Below are 16652 nucleotides of genomic sequence, written 5' to 3'. Positions count from 1 at the left end.
GGGAGGGCGCGCGGCGTCACAGCAATTCCACCAGACGCCGATCGCTCTTGCGGCAGTACTCGGTGCACGCCGTGCGCGCGGCCGTGGCCGCACCGTGGACGAAGAGCGGCGCGTCCGCACGTCGCGACATCGACACCACGATCGACGGCGGCGCGGGCTGCAGTGGCAGCTCCACCACTTCGCCGCTCGCAATCAGATCGTCGACGAACAGACGCGGTATCGCCGCAACGCCGAAACCGTCGCGCACGAGCCGCACGATCACGGCGATCGACGGCGAGCCGGTGATGCGCGTCTCCGAGAGCGGCACGCCGTGCACGCCGGCGAGCTTCGCCACGATGTCCTCGAGCGCACGGTGCGGCGCCGTGCCACGCCCGTAGGTCAGGATCGGGTGCTGCAGCACCCGCTTCGCAAGTCCGCTGCGCGTGCTCGGAAACATGCCCGTGCGCGCGATCCAGTGCACGGGATAGTTCGCGAGCGCATCGCACACCACGCTGCTGTCGTCGCTGCCTTCCACACGAATGATGAGATCGAGCTCGTCGGCGACGAGGCGGCGCTGCAACTGCACTGACACGTCGACCGTCAACTCCACTTCCAGCGTCGGGTAGTCCGACGCGAGGCGGCGCAGGTAGTGCGGCAGCCAGCTGTGCACGACAGTCTCGATCACGCCCAGACGCAGCCGCCCGCGCAACAGACTCTCGCCCGAGGCGGCCGTCTGGAGCCGCCGCGCCGCTTCGACCACGGCTTTCGCATACCCGAGCAGATATTCCCCGTTCGGCGTGAGACGGAATTCGCGGCTGTCGCGATCGACCAGCGCCGTATTCAGCTCCTCTTCCAGCGCCTTGAGCCGCTGCGAGATGGCTGCCGGCGTGGCATGCAGCGCGGCCGCCGTCGCACGGAAGTTGCGCAGCTTGGCCAGCGTGACGAAGGTTTCGAGAAAGCGCGTATTCATGGGCGGGGCTCGTGGAACGAAGGCCGGGAGCACGCCCAAAACGGGCGTCGAATGAAGAAAATAAATGCAACGAACCTCGGGAAAACCCGCGAGGTTGTTAAGAAATTCTATACGGCGCTGCGTAGAAAAAGTCGTTAGCGACAACATTTTTTTCTTTCTATGCTTCACCCATCCGATGCCGCCGAGGTATCGCCCTCAATGCCCGAACTGTCATGAACCTTTCCGCCATGCCGCACGACTTCACTTCGCAACGCGACACCATCACGCCTTTCGAATTCCGTCAGGCTGTGCGCAGCGGCCAGTTCCGCGGACCGACGGCCGGCTATTGCGGCGACTTCGCGCAGGCCAATCTCGCTATCCTGCCCGTGGCGCATGCGCATGACTTCCTGCGCTTCTGCCAGGGCAATCCGAAGGCTTGCCCGCTGCTGGGCGTGGGCGAGCCGGGACAGTGGCACGTGCCGTCGCTGGGTCGCGAGGTCGACATCCGCTCCGACGTGCCGGGCTACAACATCTACCGCGACGGCAAGCTCGCCGAGCAGGTCGATAACCTGGCCGAGTTCTGGCAGAGCGATTTCGTGGTCTTCGCGATCGGCTGCTCGTTCTCGTTCGAGGACATGCTCGCCAAGGCCGGTATTCCGCTGCGCCACGTGGAAGAGGGACGCAACGTGCCGATGTACCGCACGAAGATCGCGAACCAGCGCGCGGGCAGGTTCGGCGGCGAGCTCGTCGTGTCGATGCGTCCGATGAAGGGCGCCGACGCCATTCGCGCCGTGCAGATCACGAGCCGCTTTCCGGGCGTGCACGGTGCGCCGATTCACATTGGCGATCCGGCCGAGTTGGGCATTGCCGATCTGACCCGGCCGGAGTTCGGCGACGCCGTCACCATTCGCGACGGCGAGCTGCCCGTGTACTGGGCCTGCGGCGTCACGCCGCAAACGGCGCTCATGGGTGCGAAGCTGCCGCTGGCGATCGCACATCGCCCGGGCTACATGCTCATGACGGATATCACGAACGCATCGCTCGCGGTCTTCTGAGCCGTGCGTCGCGTCGCCCGGGCGCATGTGACCGGCGCCGACAGGTTGTACGCACCACTGCACCACTGCGCTAATGCACTTCAGCACCACCGAGCAGTACGCACCACATAAGCACCGCGCCATGACGTGAGGCGGCAGGCGAGCCATTGCCTGCCGGTGACCGTACACACAAGCCTATCGGGGAGCGCGGCCCCGAGGGCGCCGCACGGCAGCACGCGGCATTACACGGCAAGTCAGGACATCACCGGAGCCTTTTTCTCATGGAAAGCAAAACCCCTCTCGCGAGCCCGTCCGCGGCCCCCGCCGCGGCCGACAATACCGGCGATACCGGCGGCAGCCTCTTCGGCTGGTACGGCGACGCCACCCCGCGCGAAAAGCGCGCGTTCTGGAGCTGCAAGGTCGGCTACATGCTCGACGGCATGGACACGCAGATGCTGAGCTTCGTCATTCCGACGCTCGTCGCCACGTGGGGCATCAGCCTTGCGGACGCGGGCTTCATCGGCACGCTGACGCTGCTGGCCTCGGCCCTGGGCGGCTGGGTCGCCGGCATTCTGTCGGATCGCATCGGCCGGGTCCGTACGCTGCAGCTCACCGTGCTGTGGTTCGCCGTCTTCACCGGCTTGTGCGGCCTCGCGCAGAACTATCACCAACTGCTCGCCGCACGTGCGCTCATGGGCTTCGGCTTCGGCGGCGAATGGACCGCGGGCGCGGTGCTCATCGGAGAAGTGATCCGTGCGCGCGATCGCGGCAAGGCCGTGGGGCTCGTACAGTCGGGCTGGGCCATCGGCTGGGGCCTGACCGCCATTCTCTACTCGGCGCTGTTTTCGCTCATGCCCGCCGAGACGGCATGGCGTGCGCTCTTCCTCATCGGTCTGCTGCCCGCCTTGCTGGTGCTCTTCATCCGTCGCTACGTGCAGGAGCCGGAGGTGTATCAGAAGGAGAAGGCCAAGCAGGCGAAGTCGGACGACACGCCGGGGCTGGCGGCCATCTTCAGTCCCGCCCTGATTTCGACGACGATCCGCGCGGCGCTGTTGACCACCGGCGCGCAAGGCGGCTACTACGCCATCACGACCTGGCTGCCCACGTTCCTCAAGACCGAGCGCCATCTCACCGTGATGGGCACCGGCGGCTATCTCGCCATGATCATCTTCGGCTCGTGGGTCGGCTATCTCGCGAGCTCGTACCTGACGGATCGTCTCGGCCGCAAGCCGAACTTCATCCTGTTTGCCGTCGGCTCCATGGTGATCGCGTTCTCGTACACGTCGCTGCCGCTCACCGACAACGCCATGTTCTGGCTCGGTTTCCCGCTCGGCTTCTTTGCCTCGGGCATCTTCAGCGGCATGGGGGCGTTCCTCACCGAGCTGTTCCCGACGAGCGTGCGCGGCTCCGGCCAGGGCTTCTGCTACAACGTCGGCCGGGCCATCGGCGCGCTGTTCCCGTTCCTCATCGGCATGCTCTCGAAGCAGTACGGTCTGGGCACCACGATCGGCATCTTCGCCGGGGTGGCCTACGGCGTGCTGATTCTCGCGGCGCTCACGCTGCCCGAGACGCGCGGCCGCGAACTCGAATCGCTGGAATCTCTTAAAGCACAGACGAACTGACGAAATACCGCGGCGGCCGTCGTCGCCGCGTCCAACCTTCGGATTCACGGTTTCATTTCCCCGGTAACGCATCGATATGCGCGGCCTCGTCCGGCGCTGCCGGACGGGCCCTCGCCGGGACACGTGCGTCCTGCGCCAACGTGCGCAGCCGCCACCCGTATCTCGAACGATGTCGACGCCCCCGCGCCGTCGCCGTTCGATCCCGCTTGATCACGTTTGCCCCTTGTTTTGCGAGTGACCCCATGACGAACGCTCTCACGCCCTCCGCCCAGAACCGCGCCCCGGCGCATCAGACTGCCTCGCGCTGGCAGTTCTGGATCGATCGCGGGGGTACCTTCACCGATATCGTGGCGCGTCGCCCGGACGGCTCGCTCGTCACGCACAAGCTCCTCTCCGAGAACCCCGAGCAATATCGCGACGCCGCCGTCGCCGGCATTCGCCACCTGCTCGGCCTGGCGGCGGGCACGCCGATCACGCCGGCGCTCGTCGACATGGTGAAGATGGGGACGACCGTCGCCACCAACGCGCTGCTCGAACGCAAGGGCGAACCGCTGGCGCTGGTGACGACGCTGGGCTTTCGCGACGCGCTGCGCATCGCGTATCAGAACCGTCCGCGCTTGTTCGATCTCGATATCGCGTTGCCGGAAGCGTTGTACGCAGAAGTGGTGGAGATCGACGAGCGCGTCGGTGCGCACGGCGACGTCGTGCGCGAGCTCGATCTCGACGCTGCCCGCGAGGCGCTCGCCGCCGTGCAGGCGCGCGGCATTCGCGCATTGGCCATCGTGCTCATGCATGGCTACCGCTATCAGGCGCACGAAAAGGCGCTTGCGGCCATCGCGCGCGAATTGGGTTTCACGCAGATTTCCGTGTCGCACGAAGTCTCACCGCTCATGAAACTCGTCTCGCGCGGCGACACGACCGTCGTCGACGCCTACCTCTCGCCGATCCTGCGCCGCTACGTGGAGCAGGTCGCGCAGGAGATGCCGGGCGTGAACCTCCAGTTCATGCAGAGCAGCGGGGGCCTCACGCGCGCCGACAACTTCCAGGGCAAGGACGCGATCCTGTCCGGCCCGGCGGGTGGCATCGTCGGCATGGTGCGTGCGTCGAGCGCAGCCGGATTCGATCGCGTGATCGGCTTCGACATGGGCGGCACGTCGACGGACGTTTCGCACTACAACGGCGAGTTCGAGCGCGTGTTCGAGACACAGGTGGCCGGCGTGCGCATGCGTGCCCCGATGATGAGCATTCACACCGTGGCCGCCGGCGGCGGCTCGGTGCTGTCGTTCGACGGCACACGTCTGCGCGTGGGTCCGGACTCGGCCGGCGCCAATCCGGGGCCGGCGGCATACCGCCGTGGGGGGCCGCTCACGGTCACCGACTGCAATGTCATGCTTGGCAAGATCCAGCCCGCGCACTTCCCGAAAGTGTTCGGCCCGCACGCCAACGAGGCGCTCGATCGCGACGTCGTGGTCGAGAAGTTCACGGCGCTGGCGGCGCAGATCGAACAGGCCACGGGCCGCCGGCAGACGCCCGAAGCGCTTGCGGAGGGCTTTCTCGACATCGCCATCGGCAGCATGGCGAACGCCATCAAGAAGATCTCCGTGCAGCGCGGCCACGACGTGAGTCGCTATGTACTCACGACGTTCGGCGGCGCGGGCGGCCAGCACGCCTGCGGCGTGGCCGACGCGCTCGGCATGACGAAGGTGTTCGCGCATCCGCTCGCGGGCGTGCTCTCCGCGTACGGCATGGGGCTCGCGGACCAGACCGCGATGCGCGAGCGCATGATCGAAGCACCGTTGTCGGACGAGAGTGTCAGCGCGCTGGAAGACGCCCTTGGCGCGCTCGCCGACGATGCCGTGAACGCACTGCTGGCGCAGGGCGTGCCGGCGTCGCGCATCGACACGGTGCGTCGCGTGCACGTGCGCTATGCCGGCACCGACTCGGCCCTCGCCGTGCCGTTCGGCGACGTGGCGCAGATGCGCGCCGCGTTCGAGGCGGCCTATCGGCAACGCTATTCGTTCCTGATGGACGGGGCGGCGTTGATCGTGGAAGTGGCGTCGGTCGAAGCGATCGGGCGCTCGGACGCGCCGGTCGATATCGCCGTCCTTCAGGCGCGCGCGACGGGCACACCGCAGGCCATCGATCGCGTGAAGCTCTATGCCGGCGGCGCGTGGCACGAGGCGGCGCTGTTCGCGCGCGATACGCTGCTCGCCGGCGATACCCTCGACGGCCCGGCCATTGTGGCGGAGAAGAGCGGCACCACGGTGGTGGAGCCCGGCTGGCAAGCGCGGATGAGCGAGCAGGGCAACCTCGTGCTCACGCGCGTGCTGCCGCGCGCCACGCAGCGCGGGCTGGGGACGCAGGCCGATCCGGTGCGGCTCGAGATCTTCAACAATCTCTTCATGTCGATCGCCGAGCAGATGGGCTTGCGTCTGCAGAACACGGCGTACTCGGTGAACATCAAGGAGCGGCTGGACTTCTCGTGCGCGTTGTTCGACCGCGAGGGCAATCTGATCGCCAACGCGCCGCATATGCCGGTGCATCTGGGCTCGATGGGCGAGAGCATCCGCACCGTGATCGAACGCAATCGCGGCAAGATGCGCGAGGGCGATGTCTTCATGCTCAACGATCCGTATCACGGCGGCACGCACTTGCCGGACGTCACCGTCATTACCCCGGTGTTCGTGCAAGGCGATGGCGAGGAGGGTCGCGAGCCGCTTTTCTACGTCGGCTCGCGCGGTCACCACGCGGACATCGGCGGCATCACGCCGGGATCGATGCCGCCGGATTCCACGCACGTCGAGGAGGAGGGCGTGCTCATCGACAACTGGCAGCTGGTTGCGGCCGGCGAGCTGCGCGACCGGCAAACCCGCGAGCTGCTCGCCGGCGCACGCTATCCGGCGCGCAACATCGATCAGAACATGGCGGATCTGCGCGCGCAGGTCGCGGCGAATCAGAAGGGGGTGGATGAGCTGCGCCGCATGGTGAAGGAATTCGGCCGCGACGTCGTGCTCGCCTATATGGGTCACGTGCAGGACAACGCCGAAGCCGCCGTGCGGCGCGTGATCGGTGCGCTCGCCGACGGGCACTATCGCTATGCGCTCGACAACGGCGCGGTGATCGAGGTGGCGATTCGCGTCGACAGCGAGACCCGCTCGGCGACGATCGACTTCACGGGCACGTCGGCGCAACTGCCGAACAACTTCAACGCGCCGCGCGCGGTATGCATGGCGGCCGTGCTATACGTCTTCCGTACGCTCGTGGACGACGATATTCCGCTCAACGCCGGCTGCCTGAAACCGCTCACGGTGATCGTGCCGCACGGCTCGATGCTCAATCCGGCGTACCCGGCGGCCGTCGTTTCGGGCAACGTGGAGACGTCGTCGGCCATTACCAACGCGCTCTATGGTGCGCTGGGTCGGGTCGCATCGAGCCAGGGCACGATGAACAACTTCACGTTCGGCAACGAGACGTACCAGTACTACGAGACCATCGCGGGCGGCAGCGGGGCCGGCGAAGGGTTCCATGGCGCGGACGCGGTGCAGACGCACATGACGAACTCGCGCCTGACCGATCCGGAAGTGTTGGAATGGCGCTATCCGGTACAGCTCGAGAGTCATCGGATTCGAACCGGCTCGGGCGGCGCGGGTCGCTGGCGCGGCGGCAACGGCGCGGTACGGCGCATCCGCTTCCTCACGCCGATGACGGCATCGATCCTGTCGAACAACCGCGTGCACGCACCGTTCGGTGCACAGGGCGGCGCGGCAGGCGCGTTGGGCGCAAATTACGTGGAGCGCGTGGATGGCACGCGCGAAGCGCTGGCCCACATTGGCCGTACGCAGATGCAACCGGGTGATGTTTTCGTCGTCGAGACGCCGGGAGGCGGTGGGTTTGGTGCGGTGTGACGCACTGCAAGATGCCGGCGTGTCCAACGCGCCGGTACTCCGTTCGTTGGGCGCCTTGTGCAATGCAAGGTGGTCGACCGACCCACGTACTAGGAGAAACCTGAAGCGCGACCGGTTCCCGGAAGAGAAGGCTGGCTTTGCAAAGGCGGGCACGCGAGCCCTCCGTACGATGCCGTGGTCGTAGATGACGACGCTCACGTACGGAGGTGCCAAGATGTCCGATTCGTCGCAACAACCCCCACGCGATCCCACACCCGATCCCATCGGCCCCGCCGACACGATCGCTTCGCCACCGCACGCCGAAGCGTCACAGGCTGCCCGGGACGACCTGTTCGTCCGATACGAGCGCGCCTGTGGCGAGGTGCAGTTGGCGGGACGCCGGCTGCAACGCCAGATGCAGGAGTATGAGGCGCTGCTCGCCGACATCCGGCAACTCGAGGCGTCCCGTACGCCCGAGGCGCACGAGAAGCTCGCGCGGCTCCAGGCGCTGATGGAAAGCGCGGCCTTTCAGCGTGAAGAGCGCGAGATCGCACGCATGGCCACGGCGCTCGCGAGCACTGTCGAGCGGCTCAAGGCCGATGCTCCGCCGCCGCCACCGCCGGAGACGGCGTCGTGGTCATCGCCCATGCCGTCGAACCGCCCCGCGGGACGCTCCCTGGCGACGCGCTCGCCACGCGCATGAGGGGGCCATATGATCAACCAGTCCCCGTACGTTGGTGCGGACGCGGCAGCGAGATCGTCGGACAGCCGCCGCGCCGAGTCCGCTGGTTCCGCGGCGTCCACAACGTCCACAGAATCCGATAACCCGCTGCTGGCGACGCTTTCGTTTGCCAGCGAACGGATCGACGACCTTCATCGACGTGCAACCGACTGGGTCGCGTCGGCCCGCAAACGCGCGGCCGACGGCGACACCACGTCCAGCACGCTCGAGCAGATCGAGATCAAACAGTTCCTGTCCGGCTACGAAAACATGCTCACGCTCAGCAACGCGATGCTCGCGAAGCTGCGCGAGCTCATGAGCCGGATCACGAACAGCCTCTGACTTCCTTCGCCTACAGGTTTTCTCATGACGATGCTCAACACACTCCGCGGCGCCTATGGCACCTCCGCCTTCTCCCCGTCCTCTTCCGCCTCGACCGACAGCACGCTCACGAACGGGGGGGCCATCGACATGCATTCGCTGCTCCTCGCGCATGCCGCCACGCTGATGCAGGCGGCGGGTGGTGATGCGAAGGACAAGATCGACTCGATGCGCCAGCGTCAGTCGCACGGTCGCGAAGCACGCGACGTCGCCAATCAGATCGAGACGCTGATCAACCAGGTCGGCACCGATACTTCGAAGACCGTCAAGGTCGGCGACGGCATCCGGAAGTTCTTCGACAAATACGATCTGGAAATCACCATCGACGATTCGGGCAAGAAGCAAACGATGCAGCAGTGGGAGAAGCGCACGCACAAGTTTGGGGAGAACGGCTATGTCGAACCCTCGGGGAGCGCGGGCAACTACCGGGCCGATCATCTGCGTGCGCTCAAGGCCGCCGCCGAGAGCCGCAGCGAGGCCGCCACCGACAGCCGCACCATCGAGCAGATCGAGATCAACAAGTTCCTGCAGGAGTACAACGGCGTATCGACGCTGGCCAACACGATCATCAGCTCGCGCGGCCAGCAGCTCAACCAGATCAACGGGTCGATGCGCTCGTGAACGCGCCGGCGCAGGACGTCACCGCCAGCGAAGTCGAGGCCGTCTTCCAGCGCTTCTTCGCGCAAGGCGGTGCGCTGCGCATGCTGGCGGATCTCGACGAGGCCGATCTCGCGCGCGTGCGAGCGTATGCGCGACAGCGCTTTTCGCAGGGGGAGATCGCAGCCGCGCAGCGCGTCTATTTCGTGCTTGCCACGCTCGATCAATGGTCGTTCGACGACTGGTTCGGTCTGGGGCTTTGCTACCAGCGCCTGGGACAGCACGGCGAGGCGCTGCCGTGTTTCGCGAAGGCGGGCGTGATTCGCGCGAGCGATCCCCGGCCGCCCTATCTCGCGGCGATGAGCTACCAGAGCGTCGGCAACGACGCGTTCGCGATCAAGGCATGCGACGCCACGCTGCGACTCTGCGCCGGACAGTCGCAGTACCGCAAGCTGGAGCACTCCGCGCGCTCGCGACGCGATGCCCTGTCAACTTCTTCGCAAATAGGAAAAACATGACTCCGATAGGTGCAATGGGAGCGGGCTACCGCCCGCCATGGACGGGCGGCGCAGCAGAGCCGCTCGCCGGACATTCCGACCACGCGGACCGCGCAAACCGTGCTGCCACGGCAGCGTCGGCGCCTGCCGACGAGCGCGACGCGTGGCTTCTGCCGGAGGACTTCCTGCCCGACGCGCCCGTGGGCGCTGGCTGGGAGGATGCCGAGGGCGCTTTCGCGCGGTTGCTGCAGCGACTCTATGCCCGTGGGAGTGCGATGGGGACCGACGCGTTGCGCCCGCCGTCGCAGTTCGGTGTCACCGATCTCGCGAGTCTCGAGGAGCTCGATCCGTCCACGTTGGTGATGGTGGCTTCGATGATCTCGATGCAGGCCATGGGCGACACCGCGAAATCGAACCAGCGGGCGTTGGAATTGCTCGCCGAGCGCCAGGACAGATTGCGCCAGGAGGACATTCAGAAGTTCCGCGAGCAGATGGAGGCCAAGACGCGCGACGCCGACAAGGCGCGCAAGGGTGGCGTGTTCGGCGCGATCTTCGACTGGATCACGGCGGCGGTGGATCTGGTGGTCGGCGCGGTCAAGGTGGTGACCGGCGTGCTCACGATGAATCCGCTGATGATCGCGGGCGGCGTGGCCGACGTCGGCGCCGGCATCGCAGGCATGGGTGCCGCATTCATGAAGACGATGGCGCTGGTCGATCCGAAGAACGCCGCGTACTACGAGCGCGAAGCGGCGCGGTGGGGTTACGCGCAGATGGCGTTCCAGGCGCTGGGCATGGTCTTGAGCTTCGGCATGTCCGTGCGCGGTTTCATGGCGTCGCGCTCGGTGACGAAGGCGGCCTCGCGGGTCATGAAGGGCGGTGCGGGCGAAGCGCTCTCGTCGGCCGTCAAGGCGGGCGACGATGCCGCCATCAACGCGATCAAGAAGCGCGTGGTCTCCGAAGTGTCGTATCAGGTCGGAGCGGAGGTCGGCAAGCGGGTGGGGCAGTCGCTCGTGCAATCGGGCACGCGCACCGCGCGCACGCTTGCCGCACGCGGCTTCAATCGCATGGCCGAGCAGTTCACGCAGCAGATGGTGGAGCAGATGGTGTCGCGCGCATTCGACAACGTCGTGCGTTCGACCGGCAAGCAATTGGCGAAGGGCGTGGCGGTGGGCGCGGCCGAAGTCTCGAAGTCCTTCGGCAAGCAGGTGGCGTCGCAGGGACGTCGCGCCATTCTGCGCGGCACGTGGTCGCTCTCGGGTGTGCTGCGCAGCGGTCTGGTGGCGGGACGCGAGATCACGGCGGGTGCCATCGGGATGCAGCGCGCCAAGCTGCAACTCGACGCCCGCAATCTCGCGACCGAGATGTCGTGGCTGCAATTCCTCATGGAGCTCAACGGCGACGACAAGAAGCGCACCGCCCGACGTATGGAGGCCCTCGCCGGCCAGCAGAGCGACGTGGCCGAGGCGGCGAGCGAGGCCGTGACGAAAACGGGCGCCGTGCGCATTCGCATCGCGGCGTCGATGGCCTGAGCAAGCCATTCGGCGAGGACGGTTCGTCACCCTGTCTTCCTGTCCCTCGCTTTCGAACGCAACGACGCGGCGCGTGCCGCGTCTTCACAACACGGAGTCTGAGATGTCCCACATGGCAATTTCGAACACCCCGGTGCCGAAGCCGCACGGCGAACCGGAGACTACCCGCCCGATGGCGCCCATCAGTACGGTGCGAACGGGGACGGCAACGGATGGCCTCGTGACGCTGATGCTGCTCGCGAAACTCATGATCGAGATTCGCAGCGGCGAGCGCAACACCGATCAGGCCTATCGCACCCGGCACGACGTGATGCTGTTCGCGCGCGGCGTGGCGGCACGCGACGAGAAGTACCGCGCGAATCGCAAGCACTACGACGCCGCCATGACCCAGGCGGGCGGCTCGCTCTTCACGGGAGTGCTGTCGCTCGGGGGCAGCGTGGTCGGCGCGCGCTACGGTCTGCGCGACAAACTCGAGATCGGGCAGGCGATCGGCGGCGTCGTGAGCGGCGTGGGGCAATTCGGCAAGCCCGCGTTCGAGTTCGCGGCAGCGGACCTGTCCAACCGTGGTCGCGACAACGAAGTCGTCGGGGAATTCGCCAATTCGCTGACTGACGAAACACGCCGCACCAACGAACGTCTGCGTCAGCGCATCGACACGGCGAGCGCCGAAATGCGCGACGTCTCCCGTCAGCTTTACGGCATGGCCGGGCAGCATCTGGCCAAGCTCTACGAAGCGATCCGCTAACCCTTTCCCAACCGTGGATACGCCATGACCGTCTGTGAGCGCGCCGTTGCAGCATTCTTTCGGAGTCACCGTTTCACGGCGCGCGCCGAGGTCTGCGAGCGCACCCATATCGTGCTGGGGCATCGCATCGAGAACGCCGAACTGTCGCTCTGCCACCGGCTGGACAAGGGCGCATCGGGCGTCGTGCTCACGATCACCGACTTCCGGCAGGGCACGACGACGATGACGGGCGAGCATGCCGTGCGACGCTTCTGCCAGCTCATCCGGCAGTTGCTTCGCACGGTGCCCCATGTCGCCTACGTGCGCGGCATGATCCTGCCCGGCGTGAGCGACATTCGTCTTCGCGAAGCCCGCCTGCGGCTCACGGCCATTCTGGAGCGCGAAGGCGCGTGCTGGCGCGACGAGGACGGCGACCGCTGGCTCGTCTTCTGTCGCGAGTGCACGAGCCGGCGTCTGGTCTCAAGGAAGCATGCCTAAGACACGCCACCAGAGGTAATCGAGCGGGAACAGGAACACGAGTGTGATGATTGTCATGGCGACGGTGAGGCGGGTGCCGTCGCGCATTCCGACGCCGCCCAGATGCATCGCGATCATCATCGGCGGACTCTGGTACGGCAGCAGGACCGTGGAGAACACGGGCACCTGCAGCATCAGCACGGTATAGAGCGGCAGGCCGCTCGCGCTGGAAAGCTGGCCCGCGAGCGGTGTGAGCACCGCGGGCAGCCCGGGCAGCGTGGCGACGAGTCCGATCGCCGCGCCGATGACGACGAGCCACGCGGCGTTGATCACCGGCGTGCCGGGCGTCATGCCGATGGCGTCCAGACACAGCCGCGCCACCTTTTCGCCGAGGCCGGTGTCGGCCACCACGGCGCCCACCCCCAGAAAGCCCGCCACGTAGACGAGCGGCGTGACGTGCATCTGCTCGGTGAACGTCTTCGGCGAGATGATGTGAACCGCGGGCAGCAGACAGACGATGGCCGCCGCCACGGAGATCCACGCCGGGGAGATGCCATGCCACGCATCGGTCGCGAAGCCGGCGAGCGCGAGGGCGAGCAGCACCGACAGGCGTCGCGCATCGGCGGTGAAGGGCGGCGGGGCGGCATCCTTGGCCTGCGTGAGCGGACCGTCGTCGGGGAACAGGCGACAGATGACCCACACGAGAATGGCCGCCTTGAGCGCACCGAGCACCGGGAAGTGCAGCAGCAGATACGGCGCGTAGTGCAGCTTGACGCCGTAGAACGAGTCCGCGGCTCCCATCAGCACGCTGTTCGGGATGTTGGCCGGCAGGATCGTCGTGGGCGGCATGTAGCTGGCCGCCGCGACGGTCATGACGAGACCGGTGCGCCCGCGCCGTCCCTCGCTCAGTCCGATCCGGTCGGCGAGCGCCAGCACGATGGGGATGAGCAGCAGAATGCGCCCGGTCGTCGACGGCATCACGAACGCCAGTCCCACACACGCGACCATGACCGAGGCGACATAGCGCGCGTAGGTCGGTCGCTTGAGATCGAACAACGTGGCGGCCAGACGCGAGCCAAGTCCTGTCGTGCGCACCGCGATGCCGGTGACCGTGCCGCCGAACACCAGCCACCACGCCGCCGAATGGAATCCCGCGAAGATGACTTCCGGCTTGGCCACGCGCAGCAGGGTGGCGAGCAGGAAGAACGTGAGTGTCGTGATCGGTTCGGGGAACAGTCCGAAAGCCCACGCGCCGATGGTAAACACCACCAGCACCGCGGCCTGCGCCGCCGCCGGCCCGAGGCCAAGCGCTTCGCTACCGTGGCCCGCGGCCCACAAGGCGAGGGCGAGCAGGGCATAGACGGCGTAGCTGCCCAATGTGCGCAAGCGGGCGCCCAGGCGGGCGCGCAACGCTTCGCGACGCAGCGAGTCGGCGGCAGGCGATGATGTGGGGGTGTCGCGAGAGGGGGATTCGGTCATGGCGCTTGTCGTTGTCGTGATGGGCCAGGGGCTGTCTCGTTGTGCGTTGCGGCGGCGGAGCCGGTGGCTTGCATCGCGCCGGGCATATCGTATGCTAGCGACTCGTTCCGGTGCACGACACCCCGATCAGGACAAATACCATCGAGAACATGCCACGCTCAGCTTCCGCGCCCGCCGAGCGCCCCCGTTACATTCCCATGCCCCGCACGGCGCCGAGCCCTGACGTGCCCGTCGTCGCGCATCTGCGCACGCCGCCGCCGGATGCGCGCATCGAACCACATCGCCACGAATGGGGGCAGCTCATCTGCCCGCAGCGTGGCGGCTTGCGCATCACGGCGGGCGAGTCGAGCCTCGTGGCGCCGGTGTTTCGCGCCGCGTGGGTGCCGGCGGGCATTCCGCATGAAGTGGCCGTGCTGGGCGAAGCGCAGTTCTACGCTGTCTACCTGTTGCCCGAGGCGTCGCCCCTGCCGCCGGATCGCTGTCTGGTGCTCGAAGTCTCGCCGTTGCTGCGCGACCTCGCGGCGGCGCTGGCGAGTGGCATGCCCACGTCGGATCCGCGCCACGCGCTTGCGACGTCCCTTCTGATCGAAGAGCTGCGCGTCGCGCCGCCTGCGTCGCTGGATCTGAAGCGACCCGCCGACCGGCGCTTGAGGCAATTGTGCGATGCGCTGATGGAGCACCCCGACGACGACCGTTCGCTCGCGCAATGGGCCGACGACGTGGGCGCCTCCGAACGCACGCTCGCCCGACTGTTCAGCACGGAGCTGGGGACGAGCTTCGGCGCGTGGCGACAGCAGGTGCGGCTCGCGCGCGCTGTCGACTGGATGGTGCGCGGGGTGCCGGTGGCGATGGTGGCGGCACGTCTCGGCTATGCGACTCCGGCGGCGTTCTCGGCGATGTTCCGCCGTGCGCTCGGCGTCTCGCCGCGCGAGTTCACGCGAGAGGAAAGGGCGAAGCTATGACGGCGCCCCCCAGGCCGTGGTTTCTCTATCTGCTGGAGTGTGCCGGCGGACGCATCTATACCGGCATCACCGTCGACGTCGAGGCACGCTATGCCGCTCACGTGGCGGGCAAGGGCGCGCGTTTCACACGCGCCTATCCTCCGTCGCGGATTTTGCTCTCGCTGACCTTCGCCGACCGCGCGGCGGCCTCGCGGGCCGAATATCGTGTCAAGCGGCTCACGGCAGGACAGAAGCGCGAGCTCGTGGCGGGCACCTTCGTCTGCGACTTCGGCGACAGCGGTGACGATGGCATCGACGGCGCAGCTTGCGCCGAAGCCACGACCGCGACGGAAGGCGCCGTGGCCGACTGATCCCGAAGACGCCACAGCGACGGCGTTGCGAACCGACGCGCCAGCGCCGCGAAACTCACGGCATCAGGTTACGGCACCAGACGCGCCTGGCGGATCATCCTGCGCACGTCGCGCTGGATCGCGCCGAACTGACCGCGCGACGGAATCGGTGATACCACGAGCGCCCAGCTGTCACCCGGCACGGTCTTCTCCACGACGGTGTAGTAAGTCGATTGCGTGCGGAAGAAGTCGGCGATGCCGTCGTGACTGATCCGGTAGCTGCGCTCGCCGGCGCCGGCGAGCAGAAACACCCCCAGCGTGTAATACACGTCGCGATCGGCGTTGACCGGCCCCGACTGTTTGTCGAGCAACAGCGTGCGAAGCGTCTTCTCGGTGAGCAGCGTGGGGCGCCGGACGTCGAACACGCGCCATACCTTGAGCAGCGCACCCGTCGACATCTGCCATCCCGCGAACGGCGCGAGCAGCCGCCAACTGTCGGGCAGCTTCGCGTCGGTCACGCCGAGCGGTGCGAAGATCTGTGTTTCGCAGAACGTCTTGTAGTCCTGGCCGGAGACGGCTTCGATCACCATCCCGAGCAACAGGTACGAGACATTGGAGTAGACGAAGTCGGATTTGCCCGTCGAATGGCCGGCGTCCCCGGCGTCGAGATAGTTGAAGAAGTCGGCGCTGCCGCCCACGCGCCGGATCGCCAATCCGCTGAACAGGCCGTTGACGGGATCGTTGAAGCCGTTGGTGGCGAGGCCCGCGCGGTGGGCGAGCAGCCGCCGCACGGTCAGTTCGCGCAGCGTCGGGTCCAGCGGCTTGCCGTGTTGCTTTGCGTAGGTGTCGAGAAGATCGCCGAGCCTGGCGTCGAGCGAAAGCTGGCCGCGCTGCACGAGCAGGGCGATGCCGATGGCCGTGACCGACTTCGACAGACTCGCCACCGGCAACAATTGCTGCACTTCGTCGCCGGGCGTGGCCGCTTCGAGCATTGCGCCATTGTCCGACTCGGTGCGCAGCCACACGTGCGAGAGGTTGTAGCGCTCCTTGAGCTGCGCCACGCCTTGCGTGAGAGTGGCCTGACCGATCGGCACAGCGGGCGTGATCGGTGTGGCCGGACCCGACGACGGCATGGCGACCACGACGCTCGCCGCATTGGCCGACGAGGCCGACGAGGCCGACGAAGCCGGTTGGGCAGCGGCCGGTGCGACGGCCTGGGCCACGGCGTAGCCAGCGTTCGCCAAGAGGGTGACGCCCAGCAGGAGCGTGAGGACGGCACGCCGCAGCGGCGCGCCGGATTGACCCAAAGTGCGCGCAACGGCATGCGAATGCCATCGCCATGCGAACGACGCGCTCAGACGTGCCCCTGCCGAACGGCCGTGCCGTACGACATTCATTATCAATTCCCCCCGCGCACGATCCTTCGAACCGCCAATCGACCCTCTTCGGAGTCGGAACGGTTCGGAGTGCGCACTTGCCGCTCTGCGG

At 67.0% G+C, this 16652-nt stretch carries 15 protein-coding genes; 12 read left to right on the top strand and 3 right to left on the bottom strand.

Annotation, left to right across the window (positions count from 1 at the left end):
• Window positions 1-16: 16 nt before the first annotated feature.
• Complete coding sequence (locus RO07_RS24240) at window positions 17-949, bottom strand: LysR family transcriptional regulator (RefSeq protein ID WP_039406520.1); 933 nt, start codon at window positions 947-949, stop codon at window positions 17-19.
• 260 nt (window positions 950-1209) lie between these two features.
• On the opposite strand from RO07_RS24240, the gene RO07_RS24235 reads away from it, so the two are divergent.
• The 10 genes from RO07_RS24235 (at window position 1210) to RO07_RS24190 (ending at window position 12415) form a co-directional block, all read left to right on the top strand.
• A complete protein-coding gene (locus RO07_RS24235) occupies window positions 1210-1983 on the top strand; it encodes a putative hydro-lyase (protein ID WP_039413535.1) in 774 nt (257 codons plus the stop codon).
• Between the two features lie 260 nt (window positions 1984-2243).
• Window positions 2244-3584 carry an MFS transporter gene (locus RO07_RS24230; protein WP_039406518.1) on the top strand — a complete coding sequence of 447 codons (1341 nt, stop codon included), beginning with the start codon at window positions 2244-2246 and terminating at the stop codon, window positions 3582-3584.
• 242 nt (window positions 3585-3826) lie between these two features.
• Complete coding sequence (locus RO07_RS24225) at window positions 3827-7489, top strand: hydantoinase B/oxoprolinase family protein (RefSeq protein WP_039406516.1); 3663 nt, start codon at window positions 3827-3829, stop codon at window positions 7487-7489.
• Window positions 7490-7703: 214 nt separating this feature from the next.
• Window positions 7704-8171, top strand: coding sequence for a DUF3348 family protein (locus RO07_RS24220; RefSeq protein ID WP_147284586.1), 468 nt, complete (start codon window positions 7704-7706; stop codon window positions 8169-8171).
• Between the two features lie 9 nt (window positions 8172-8180).
• Window positions 8181-8531, top strand: a complete 351-nt coding sequence (locus tag RO07_RS24215; protein ID WP_039406510.1) for a hypothetical protein — start codon at window positions 8181-8183, stop codon at window positions 8529-8531.
• 24 nt (window positions 8532-8555) lie between these two features.
• Entirely contained in the window at window positions 8556-9191 is a 636-nt protein-coding gene (locus RO07_RS24210) for a hypothetical protein (RefSeq protein WP_039406508.1), read from the top strand.
• A complete protein-coding gene (locus RO07_RS24205; protein ID WP_039406504.1) occupies window positions 9188-9685 on the top strand; it encodes a type III secretion protein in 498 nt (165 codons plus the stop codon). Before RO07_RS24210 ends, RO07_RS24205 begins: the two co-directional genes overlap by 4 nt.
• Window positions 9682-11193: a type III secretion system translocon subunit SseC family protein gene (sctE, locus tag RO07_RS24200; protein ID WP_160118092.1), complete on the top strand. Its 1512-nt coding sequence runs from the start codon at window positions 9682-9684 to the stop codon at window positions 11191-11193. Before RO07_RS24205 ends, sctE begins: the two co-directional genes overlap by 4 nt.
• Before the next feature lie 112 nt (window positions 11194-11305).
• Entirely contained in the window at window positions 11306-11938 is a 633-nt protein-coding gene (locus RO07_RS24195; protein WP_072637143.1) for a hypothetical protein, read from the top strand.
• Window positions 11939-11962: 24 nt separating this feature from the next.
• Window positions 11963-12415 carry a hypothetical protein gene (locus tag RO07_RS24190; protein WP_052266855.1) on the top strand — a complete coding sequence of 151 codons (453 nt, stop codon included), beginning with the start codon at window positions 11963-11965 and terminating at the stop codon, window positions 12413-12415.
• Here RO07_RS24190 and RO07_RS24185 read toward each other — a convergent pair.
• Entirely contained in the window at window positions 12398-13873 is a 1476-nt protein-coding gene (locus RO07_RS24185) for an SLC13 family permease (RefSeq protein WP_039406497.1), read from the bottom strand. The genes RO07_RS24190 and RO07_RS24185 overlap by 18 nt on opposite strands.
• Before the next feature lie 149 nt (window positions 13874-14022).
• On the opposite strand from RO07_RS24185, the gene RO07_RS24180 reads away from it, so the two are divergent.
• Window positions 14023-14835, top strand: coding sequence for an AraC family transcriptional regulator (locus RO07_RS24180; protein ID WP_052266854.1), 813 nt, complete (start codon window positions 14023-14025; stop codon window positions 14833-14835).
• Window positions 14832-15185, top strand: coding sequence for a GIY-YIG nuclease family protein (locus tag RO07_RS24175; protein ID WP_084072789.1), 354 nt, complete (start codon window positions 14832-14834; stop codon window positions 15183-15185). Before RO07_RS24180 ends, RO07_RS24175 begins: the two co-directional genes overlap by 4 nt.
• A gap of 68 nt (window positions 15186-15253) precedes the next feature.
• Here the strand turns inward: RO07_RS24175 and RO07_RS24170 are convergent, their stop codons facing one another.
• Window positions 15254-16561: a serine hydrolase domain-containing protein gene (locus RO07_RS24170; protein ID WP_039406494.1), complete on the bottom strand. Its 1308-nt coding sequence runs from the start codon at window positions 16559-16561 to the stop codon at window positions 15254-15256.
• Window positions 16562-16652 lie beyond the last annotated feature (91 nt).

Origin of the sequence: Pandoraea pulmonicola (genome assembly GCF_000815105.2) — a bacterium.
GTDB classification, from domain to species: Bacteria; Pseudomonadota; Gammaproteobacteria; order Burkholderiales; family Burkholderiaceae; genus Pandoraea; species Pandoraea pulmonicola.
Note: the sequence above shows the minus strand (reverse complement) of the source record. Positions and strands in the feature narration are given on the sequence as shown.

What these genes read in the sequence shown, in the direction of transcription:
- RO07_RS24240 (WP_039406520.1), bottom strand. Translation starts at nt 949, where the DNA reads ATGAATACGCGCTTTCTCGAAACCTTCGTCACGCTGGCCAAGCTGCGC.
- RO07_RS24230 (WP_039406518.1), top strand. Translation starts at nt 2,244, where the DNA reads ATGGAAAGCAAAACCCCTCTCGCGAGCCCGTCCGCGGCCCCCGCCGCG.
- RO07_RS24225 (WP_039406516.1), top strand. Translation starts at nt 3,827, where the DNA reads ATGACGAACGCTCTCACGCCCTCCGCCCAGAACCGCGCCCCGGCGCAT.
- RO07_RS24220 (WP_147284586.1), top strand. Translation starts at nt 7,704, where the DNA reads ATGTCCGATTCGTCGCAACAACCCCCACGCGATCCCACACCCGATCCC.
- RO07_RS24215 (WP_039406510.1), top strand. Translation starts at nt 8,181, where the DNA reads ATGATCAACCAGTCCCCGTACGTTGGTGCGGACGCGGCAGCGAGATCG.
- RO07_RS24210 (WP_039406508.1), top strand. Translation starts at nt 8,556, where the DNA reads ATGACGATGCTCAACACACTCCGCGGCGCCTATGGCACCTCCGCCTTC.
- sctE (WP_160118092.1), top strand. Translation starts at nt 9,682, where the DNA reads ATGACTCCGATAGGTGCAATGGGAGCGGGCTACCGCCCGCCATGGACG.
- RO07_RS24195 (WP_072637143.1), top strand. Translation starts at nt 11,306, where the DNA reads ATGGCAATTTCGAACACCCCGGTGCCGAAGCCGCACGGCGAACCGGAG.
- RO07_RS24190 (WP_052266855.1), top strand. Translation starts at nt 11,963, where the DNA reads ATGACCGTCTGTGAGCGCGCCGTTGCAGCATTCTTTCGGAGTCACCGT.
- RO07_RS24185 (WP_039406497.1), bottom strand. Translation starts at nt 13,873, where the DNA reads ATGACCGAATCCCCCTCTCGCGACACCCCCACATCATCGCCTGCCGCC.
- RO07_RS24180 (WP_052266854.1), top strand. Translation starts at nt 14,023, where the DNA reads ATGCCACGCTCAGCTTCCGCGCCCGCCGAGCGCCCCCGTTACATTCCC.
- RO07_RS24175 (WP_084072789.1), top strand. Translation starts at nt 14,832, where the DNA reads ATGACGGCGCCCCCCAGGCCGTGGTTTCTCTATCTGCTGGAGTGTGCC.
- RO07_RS24170 (WP_039406494.1), bottom strand. Translation starts at nt 16,561, where the DNA reads ATGAATGTCGTACGGCACGGCCGTTCGGCAGGGGCACGTCTGAGCGCG.